The organism is Corallococcus sp. BB11-1 (assembly GCF_026626625.1).
GTDB lineage: Bacteria > Myxococcota > Myxococcia > Myxococcales > Myxococcaceae > Corallococcus > Corallococcus soli.
In genome coordinates this window covers 215,810-223,847 of the sequence record NZ_JAPNJY010000013.1, presented here as the reverse complement: position 1 = coordinate 223,847, position 8,038 = coordinate 215,810, and the positions used below count along the sequence as shown (strand labels likewise).

At 72.0% G+C, this 8,038-nt stretch carries 6 protein-coding genes; 1 reads left to right on the top strand and 5 read right to left on the bottom strand.

Annotation, left to right across the window (positions count from 1 at the left end):
- Positions 1 to 2: 2 nt before the first annotated feature.
- The 3 genes from OV207_RS12575 to OV207_RS12565 are packed head-to-tail and all read right to left on the bottom strand — an operon-like array spanning position 3 to position 2,667.
- Complete coding sequence (locus tag OV207_RS12575) at positions 3 to 320, bottom strand: Rieske (2Fe-2S) protein (protein ID WP_193348413.1); 318 nt, start codon at positions 318 to 320, stop codon at positions 3 to 5.
- Complete coding sequence (locus OV207_RS12570) at positions 317 to 1,705, bottom strand: iron-containing redox enzyme family protein (RefSeq protein WP_267555344.1); 1,389 nt, start codon at positions 1,703 to 1,705, stop codon at positions 317 to 319. Before OV207_RS12570 ends, OV207_RS12575 begins: the two co-directional genes overlap by 4 nt.
- Positions 1,705 to 2,667 carry a fatty acid desaturase family protein gene (locus OV207_RS12565; RefSeq protein WP_267555271.1) on the bottom strand — a complete coding sequence of 321 codons (963 nt, stop codon included), beginning with the start codon at positions 2,665 to 2,667 and terminating at the stop codon, positions 1,705 to 1,707. The genes OV207_RS12570 and OV207_RS12565 overlap by 1 nt, the downstream gene beginning before the upstream one ends.
- Positions 2,668 to 2,989: 322 nt before the next feature.
- Here OV207_RS12565 and OV207_RS12560 point away from each other — a divergent pair, with 322 nt between their 5' ends.
- Positions 2,990 to 3,712: a B3/4 domain-containing protein gene (locus OV207_RS12560; protein WP_193348410.1), complete on the top strand. Its 723-nt coding sequence runs from the start codon at positions 2,990 to 2,992 to the stop codon at positions 3,710 to 3,712.
- 22 nt (positions 3,713 to 3,734) lie between these two features.
- Here OV207_RS12560 and coaBC read toward each other — a convergent pair whose 3' ends face one another.
- Together coaBC and OV207_RS12550 are read right to left on the bottom strand one after the other, a co-directional pair.
- A complete protein-coding gene (gene coaBC, locus OV207_RS12555) occupies positions 3,735 to 4,952 on the bottom strand; it encodes a bifunctional phosphopantothenoylcysteine decarboxylase/phosphopantothenate--cysteine ligase CoaBC (protein ID WP_267555269.1) in 1,218 nt (405 codons plus the stop codon).
- Between the two features lie 40 nt (positions 4,953 to 4,992).
- Positions 4,993 to 7,977, bottom strand: a complete 2,985-nt coding sequence (locus OV207_RS12550) for a carboxypeptidase-like regulatory domain-containing protein (RefSeq protein WP_267555267.1) — start codon at positions 7,975 to 7,977, stop codon at positions 4,993 to 4,995.
- Positions 7,978 to 8,038 lie beyond the last annotated feature (61 nt).

Here is an 8,038-nt window from a genome sequence, read left to right as displayed (position 1 = left end):
GTTTACGAAGCGACCGGGGCGCGACGCGCCGGGGCTTCCGGGGACGCGGCGGGGTCGGGGACGAGGAAGCGGATCACCGCCCCCACGCGGACCGACGGCACCTGTCGGCGCGCCAGGTCACGGGGCGAATTGAGCAGGTCGTGCCACGGGCAGCGGATGCCCTGGGCCGCCTCGTCCCACGTCCCCTTGCTGAGCGGCCCGCCCTTGTGCTTGCAGCGGTCCAGGATGACGCTCCAGCGCGCTCCCAGGCGAAGGCAGAGGTAGCGCTCGTCCTCCACGCGCACCTGGCTCCAGTGCCGCGCCTCCAGTTCCAACATCATCGCGAGCCTGCCTCCCGGCTCGGTCCCACCCACAGCGAGGCGCCCTCCCCCACCACCCGCGCCCCCACCATCCGCCCTGCGGGCACGACGACGGACTCGCCCGCGCGGAGCACCCGGGGCTTCAGGAAGCCGGCGTCCACCTCCACCGTGCCCGCCGTCACCGCGAGCAGCGACGCCTCGTCGTGCACGTCCGGCGCCAGGAAGAAGCCCGCGGGCCGGGGCGTGGCCCGCGACGGCTCCACTGTCGTGCCGCACACCGCCCGGCCCGTGTGCAGCGCCTCGCAGAAGTCGAGCTGCTCGAAGTAGTCCCGCTCCGCCAGGTCCCCCAGGAGCCGGCTGGCCTCGATGCCGCGGACCATCTCCGGGATGATGGCCTCGCCATAGCGCTGCACCAGCGGCCGGATGAGCTTGTCGAGCGCCATCCTCCGGTGGTGCAGGTCGATGCCCACGTGCTCGTCGAAGTAGAGCGTGTCCACGCCCTCCCGGCCGAACACCTTCCTGAGGCTCTTGCTGAACTGGCGGTTGAAGTGCGGCACCACCGCCTCGATCCACCAGAGCGCGCCCACGTACTCGAACCAGCGCGGCTTGTGGCTGGTGACCCAGTGGAAGTAGCTGGTCATCAGCAGCGAGCTGGGCAGGTACCAGTGGTAGTACGCGTGGACCCCGCTGCTCAGCCCCAGCGACTCCAGCAGCTTCTCGAACAGCGTCGAGTGCTTGTGCGGGTGCACCCCGTAGCCGAACTCGTCGATGAAGATCTTCATCAGCTCCGAGTGCACCGGGCCGAAGTTGCCCGGCAGCGCCCGCGCCATCTGCGACGCCTCCGACAGGAAGTCCGGGGCCACCTGGAGGATGAAGAGCTTCGCCGCCAGGTCCGGCGCGGCGGAGGCCTCCACCCGGCGGCACACCTCGCTGGGCGCGGCCTCGTAGCGCGTCAAGAGCTGCTGGCAGTACTCCTCCAGGTGCGCGAGCGTCCACGGGCCGTCCACGCTGATGTCCTCGGAGAGGAACTCGAAGCAGGTGCGCTCCAGCGCCGGACGGAGCATCGCGTTCGCCGCCACGAAGCCCGGCTCGTAGAAGTCGTGGAACGCCCGGTGCTCCGCCTCCGTGAAGGCCGACACCGGCAGGTAGAGGTTGTTCTGCTCGTAGGCGTTGAAGAGCAGCCGGTTGAGCGACAGCGAGCGGTGCGTGAAGAGGGAGCCCGTCCGCACCGGCTCCTCCAGCGAACCGAGCGACAGCCCCCCGAGCGCCGTCGGGCGCAGGTACGGGCTGTCCAGCACCCACTGCTGGCTGGGCCCGTACGGGCGGGCCGCCTGGAGCCCCTCCCACAGGGGGGCCAGGGCGCCGGTGGCGATCAACCGCTGCGTGTCCAACAAGGTGGAGGGCATCACGAAGGCTCGGCATCGAGCGGCGCGCGCTCGGTCTGGAAGTGGAGCCAGCTCTTCACCAGCGAGCGCGGCCCGCGGAAGTAGCGCTCACAGTGGTGCGCCTGTGCGTACTGCGACACGGGCAGCAGGAGCTGGTGCATCCGCGGCAGGTTCGCCAGCGGGATGCGGGGAAAGAGGTGATGCGTGACGTGGTAGTTGTCGTGGTGCGGATGCAGGAAGAACGACACCCAGTTGCTGGGGTGGTTGCGCGTGTAGCCGAGCACCGTCCCGGGCCTGAGCCCGATGTGGTCGGAGATCTCCGCGAAGATCTTGATGAGGTGGTACGCGGTCATCTTGGACAGCAGCCACAGCCCCGCGAAGGACAGGGCAGCGCCCGCGCCGGACAGCAACCCGAGCGCGCCCAGCACCCCCGTCCACCAAGCCAGCACCCGCCACCGGTGCGCCACCGGCGCCCGGAGCAGCGTCGCCAGGACGGAGTCCCGCCAGAGCTTCACGTCCGTCACGAAGAAGACGTAGAGGCTCCAGGCGCTGTGCGCGCGTCCCGCCGGGGCCTCGGGCACCGACAGGTAGTCGGGGTCCTTCTGCGCGTGCCCCAGATACGCGTGATGTCTCAGGTGCGCATTGCGATACGTCTCGAAGTCCTCGAACAGCGGAAGGCCACACATCAGCGCCGCGACCCGCTGATTCAGCACCCTTCCCTTCAACATGTTTCCATGGGCCGCATCGTGCAACCGGTTCCCCAACGCACGCTGGCGCGACCCCACCAGCAGCAGGGCCACGGGGAGCAGGAACCATGAAACATGTACACACAAAACCCAGGCGCCCAGGATGAGCGCCCACGTTTCAAGGACCTCCAGGATTGCGCGGGCAGGCCGCGGCACACCCAACCCGGTGAGCTGCTCCTCCTGCCCCTGCGCCACGAGGTACTCCCGCAGCTCACGGACCTCCTTGCCCCTGGGCATGACAAGCCCCGGGCTCGGCGCTATCCCTTCTGACTGGCGCGGTTCGGTCGTCATGATTGAAAAAAACAATTCCTGCCGGAACGACAAGGCGAGGCCGGCCCCCATGGCCCTCGCCCCCGTCCAACAGGGGCTTTGAAAAAAACAAAACCCACGGATTGGAAAGGGCGCGGGCACTATCTGGTCATTGAGCCACCGTAACAATGACCTCTGACATCACCGGAGCCATGCAACCGATGACGTCTGGCATTGATGCGCCGCGGGCCAACCCTGGCCGTCGGGCGTGCGGAGGTGATACGCAGCAGCCCTTTTTCAGGAGAAGCCCATGCAACTGAGTGTTTCCGAGGACATGGCCCAGCGTTTTCCCGAGCTCCGCATCAGCTTCGTGGCGGTGCGGGGAATGGACAACACGGGCAACCCGCCAGAAGGGCTGGAGGCTGAAATCCGTGCTGCTGAGTCGGATTTCCGCGCCCGGATCCCCGACCTCGCCGCCCTGGCGGCGGACACACGAATCCTCGCCTGGCAGGACGCCTACCAGCGCTTCGGCGTCAACCCGAAGAAGTTTCGCCCCAGCGCGGAAGCGCTGCTGCGCCGCGTGGTGAATGGCCACCCGCTTCCGTGGATCAGCCGGGCCGTCAACGCCTACCTGCTGCAGGAGCTCTTCTTCCTCCTGCCCGTCGGTGGCTATGACCTCGGCCGCCTCCAGGGCGACCTTCGCCTGCGCCTGTCGCCGGGCAACGAGTCCTTCACCGGCATCGGCAGCCCGGAGCCCGAACCCACCAGCCCCGGCGAGGTCGTCTACGCGGACGACGCGCGCGTCCTCACCCGCCGGTGGAACTTCCGGGACTGTGACTTCGCGAAGGTGGAGACGACCTCGCGCGACATCATCCTGTTCGCGGAAGCGCCCTCCGCCGCGGTGAAGACGGAGGAGCTGCTGCGGCTGGTGGAGCAGATTGGCGGGAAGATCCGCCAGCACTGCGGAGGCACCACCACCACCGGCCTGCTCGACCTCCAGCAGGGACGCGAAGTCGAGCTGCCGACGAAGTGACGCCCGCGCTCCGCGGCGCCGCTCAGCCGAGCGGCGCCACGAGCAGCAGCGACAGGATCTCCGCCGCCACCGCGCGCTTGCTGCCCTCCAGCACGCGGTCCGGCCCGGTGCGGGAGATGACCGTCACGCGGTTCGTGTCCGCGCCGAACCCCGCCCCCGCGGCGGTGACGTCGTTGGCGACGATGGCGTCCAGGCCCTTGCGCTCCAGCTTCTCGCGCGCGTGCTCCACCACCCGCTCCGTCTCCGCCGCGAAGCCCACCAGAACAGGGCGCTTCGCCCTGCCCGCCACCTTGCGCGACGCCTCCAGCAACACGTCCGGCGTGCGCACCAGGCGCAGGGACTCCGGGCTGTCGCCCTTCTTCACCTTCTGCGGGGCCCGCGCCTCCGGACGCCAGTCGCTCACCGCCGCCGTGGCGATGAACGCATCCGCGGACTCCACGCGCGACAGCACCTCGCGCGCCATGTCCTCCGCGCTCACCACGTCCACCACCTCCAGGCCCGCGCGGTCCACCGGGCCCACCGGCCCCAGCACCACCGTCACGCTCGCGCCCAGCGCCCGCGCCTCGTGCGCCAGCGCCATGCCCATCTTCCCCGTGGACGGATTGGAGATGAACCGCACCGGATCCAGGAACTCACGCGTGGGGCCCGCCGTCACCAGCACCGTCCTGCCCTTCAGCGGCCCGCCGCCCAGCCGCGCCGCCACCGCGGACACGATGGCGCCCACGTCCGCCAACCTTCCCGCGCCCACGTCGCCGCACGCCAGCATCCCCGCGCCCGGCCCCACGCGGGTGAAGCGCGGCTCCGCCAGCAGCGACGCCACGTTCTGCTGCGTCCGCGCGTTCTCCCACATGGCCACGTTCATCGCGGGCGCCAGCACCACGGGGCCCTTGAAGGCCAAGAGCGACGTCGTCACCGCGTCCCCGCCCAGGCCCACGCGGAGCTTCGCCAGCAGGTCCGCCGTCGCGGGCGCCACCACGAACGCCTCCCCCCAGCGGGCGAGGTCCAGGTGGCCGAAGTTCCCCTCCTGCGCCGGGTCGAAGTAGTCCGTCAGCACCGGGTGCCCGCACAGCGCCTGGAAGGTGAGCGGGGTGACGAACTGGCGCGCGGCCTCCGTCATGGCCACCCGCACCTCCGCGCCCGCGCGGCCCAGCTCCCGCACCAGCTCACAGGCCTTGTACGCCGCGATGCCGCCGCCCACGCCGACGATGATCCGGCGGCCCTTCAATGCCGATGCGTCCATGCGGATTCATTACGCGCCGGGGCGCCCCGTCGCAACACGACTACCGCAGGGACACCTCGCCCTGGGAGGGCACGTCCACCGTGCGCACCAGGGGGCCCGCCCCCGGCATCTCCGCGTGGAAGAAGCCCCACACCAGCGTGTACCGGCCCGGCGACAGGCCCTGCACCACCACCCGCTCGCGCATCGGCTGGTAGACGAGCTGGGCGTAGCGCGAGCGCAGCAGCTCCACCGGCGGGTTGCCCACCTGCCCCACGTCGCCCGGCACCACCCACAGCGCCTTGCCCCGCTCCGGCTGGAGCAGCACCGTCAGCGACGCGGTGCCCGGCACCGGCCCCAGGTCCAGCGTCATGTCCGCGCCCGCCACCTGCACCACCACCGCGGGCTCGCCCGCGCCGCCGCGCCCGCTGCCCACCACGAAGCGGTAGTTGCCCGGCGACAGCTCCGTGCTGTAGCGGCCATCCGCGCCGGTGATGAGCGACACCGTCTCGCTGCGATCCGCGTTGAGCCCCTCCACCTGCGAGCCCGCCGCGGGCCGGCCGTCCGCCAGGTACACCCGGCCCGTCAGCCGCGTCGCGGGCTTGAGCGTCAGCTGCACCGGCGTCGTGCTCCCGCGCGGCACCTCCTGCGTGCCGCTCACCTTGCCCTTGCGCGCGGACACCGTGAAGCGCGGCACGAACGGGGGGCTGGCCAGCGTGAAGCTGCCGTCCGGCCCGGACAGCACGGACCCGTCACACACGTCGCACGTCACCACCGCGTCCGCCACCGCGCCGCCCGCCGCGTCCTGCACCCGGCCGGACACCGACGGCGCCTTCGTCAACACCACGTCGCCCATGTCCGTCGTCTTCGACGGGCGGTCCACCACCTGGGGCTCGTAGCCCGCCGCGTCCACCGCGACGATGAGCCGGTCGCCCGCCGTGGACAGCGGCAGCTCGAAGCGGCCGTCCGGGCTGTTCACGTCGTGCTCGTCCACGCGGAAGCGGCGCACCGGCTGGCCCTGGTCGTCCATCACCCGGCCCCGGAACGTCGTGCGCTTGCGCATCTTCACCTGCACCGGAGGGCCGCCCGGCTTGCCCTGCGCGCGCTCCAGGGACTCGTAGCCCGCGTGGCGCGCGTCCAGCAGGAAGGTGCGCTCCGGCCGCAGCGCCCGGAACTCGAAGCGCCCGCCCGAATCCGTCTGCACCGGCTCCGCCATGCGCGGCATCACGCTCAGGCTGGCGCCCACCACCGGCTGGCCCTGTTCGTCCACCACGTCGCCCGACAGCGTCGCGCCCGGCTCCAGTTCCACCGCCACCTGCTGCGTGGCGCCATCCTGCACCGTCACCGCCGTGGGTCCCGACGACAGGTACTCCGGATGCGACGCCACCAGCGTGTACGTGCCCGGCGGCAGCCCGCGCATGGGCACCACGCCGTCCGGCCCCGACGGCCGGTCGCTGCGGAAGATGTTCTCCGGATCCGCCCACATCACCACGTCCGCGCCCTCCACCCGCCGGCCCGCGCTGGACACCGTCACGTCCGCGCCCGCCTTCGCCTCCAGCGACAGCGTCACGTCCGTCGCGGGCGCCGTCGCCTGCACGCTGCCGCCGCCCCACTCGGAGTGGTGCGCGTGCAGCGTGTAGAGGCCCGGCATGGGCACCTGCGCGGAGAAGCGGCCGTCGTCGCCCGCGTTCGTCGTCTCCCCCGTGGGTTGGATGAGGATGGACACGTTCGAGGCGGGCCGGCCGTATTCGTCGATGACCTGCCCGGTGATGAGCGTCGCCTTCGCCAGCTCCAGCTCCAGCGCCGTCTCACCGGCGGCCACCCGCGCGGGGAGCTGCGCCGTGGTGAAGCCCTCCGCCTGGCCCTCCAGCACGTACTCGCCCGGCGCCAGCGGCCCCAGCTCCGCGAGCGCCCCGGTGGGCACCGCGTCGCGGCGGATGAGGTCGCCCGCCACCGTGCGCAAGAGCAGCTGCGGGTTCGGCACCGGCTGGCCCTCTTCGTCCACCACCGTGACGAGCAGCCGGCCCGCGGCCTCCAGCTCCAGCGTCACCTGCGTCACCCGCTGGGACAGCGTGAGCGTCCGGGGCGCGGAGCCGAAGCCCGGCGCCTCCGCCGTCACCACCACCTCGTCCGGATACAGGCCGTTGAAGCGCACCGGCCCGCCCTGCGCCTCCGTGTGCGCCTCGCGCGTCAGGTGGTCCCCCCTCAGCCGCACCGTCGCCGCGGCGGGGGCGCCATCGCGCGTGACGCGCACCTCCAGGGTGCGCGACGGCGTCAGCTTCAGGCGCAGCGGCTGCGAGTCCGCCTCCACCTGCTGCGCCACCGCGGGCTGGAAGCCCTCCGCGTCCGCGAGCACGTAGAAGGGCCCCTCGCCCAGGCCCGTCAGCGAGAACGCCCCGCCCGCGCCCGCCACCACCTCGAAGGGCAGCGGCACCTTGCGCGACACCGCGCGCACGCGCGCCCCGGGCCTCGGCTGGCCCGCGTCGTCCACCACCGTGCCCGAGATGCTCCGCAGGGCCGGCAGGTACAGGTCCACCGCTTCACCCGGCGCCGCCCGGTGCTTGAGCGCCACGCCCAGCCCCGGCGCGCGCGCCCACACGGAGAAGGACACGCCCGCCAGGTGGTCGAAGCGGAACTTGCCCTGCGCATCCGAGCGAACCGTGGCGCGCGGCGTGAGGAAGCCCTGCTGTTGTTCGAAGAAGGCCCGCGTGTGCAGCGCCGTCTCATGCGCGGTGCAGGCCAGCAGCGCCAGGCCACACTCGTCGCACCGCACGTCCGCCACCGTCCGCTCCGCCGACGCCGCGAGCGACACCTCCGCGTCCGCCACCGGCCTGCCGCCGCCGTCCAGCACCCGCCCGGTGAGCGTCAGCCCCTCCTGCGCGCCCGACGACACCGTCACCGCCTTGAAGGCAGGCAGGCCCTGGCGCATCGAGCTGGCGGAGACCGGCGACACGGGGCGCACGGCGGGAGCCCCCCACCGGGGTCCCAGCACCATGGCAGCGAGGGCCACCAGCGCGGCGGCCACCCCGATGAAGACCCATTTGCGCATGCGTACGCGGCCGGGAACCTACCCCACGGCCGGCCCCCCAACGACGGTTTCCCCCGGGAAA

Coding starts and splice junctions, on each gene's coding strand:
- OV207_RS12575 (WP_193348413.1), bottom strand. CDS start 320: ATGATGTTGGAACTGGAGGCGCGGCACTGGAGCCAGGTGCGCGTGGAG.
- OV207_RS12570 (WP_267555344.1), bottom strand. CDS start 1,705: ATGCCCTCCACCTTGTTGGACACGCAGCGGTTGATCGCCACCGGCGCC.
- OV207_RS12565 (WP_267555271.1), bottom strand. CDS start 2,667: ATGCCCAGGGGCAAGGAGGTCCGTGAGCTGCGGGAGTACCTCGTGGCG.
- OV207_RS12560 (WP_193348410.1), top strand. CDS start 2,990: ATGCAACTGAGTGTTTCCGAGGACATGGCCCAGCGTTTTCCCGAGCTC.
- coaBC (WP_267555269.1), bottom strand. CDS start 4,952: ATGGACGCATCGGCATTGAAGGGCCGCCGGATCATCGTCGGCGTGGGC.
- OV207_RS12550 (WP_267555267.1), bottom strand. CDS start 7,977: ATGCGCAAATGGGTCTTCATCGGGGTGGCCGCCGCGCTGGTGGCCCTC.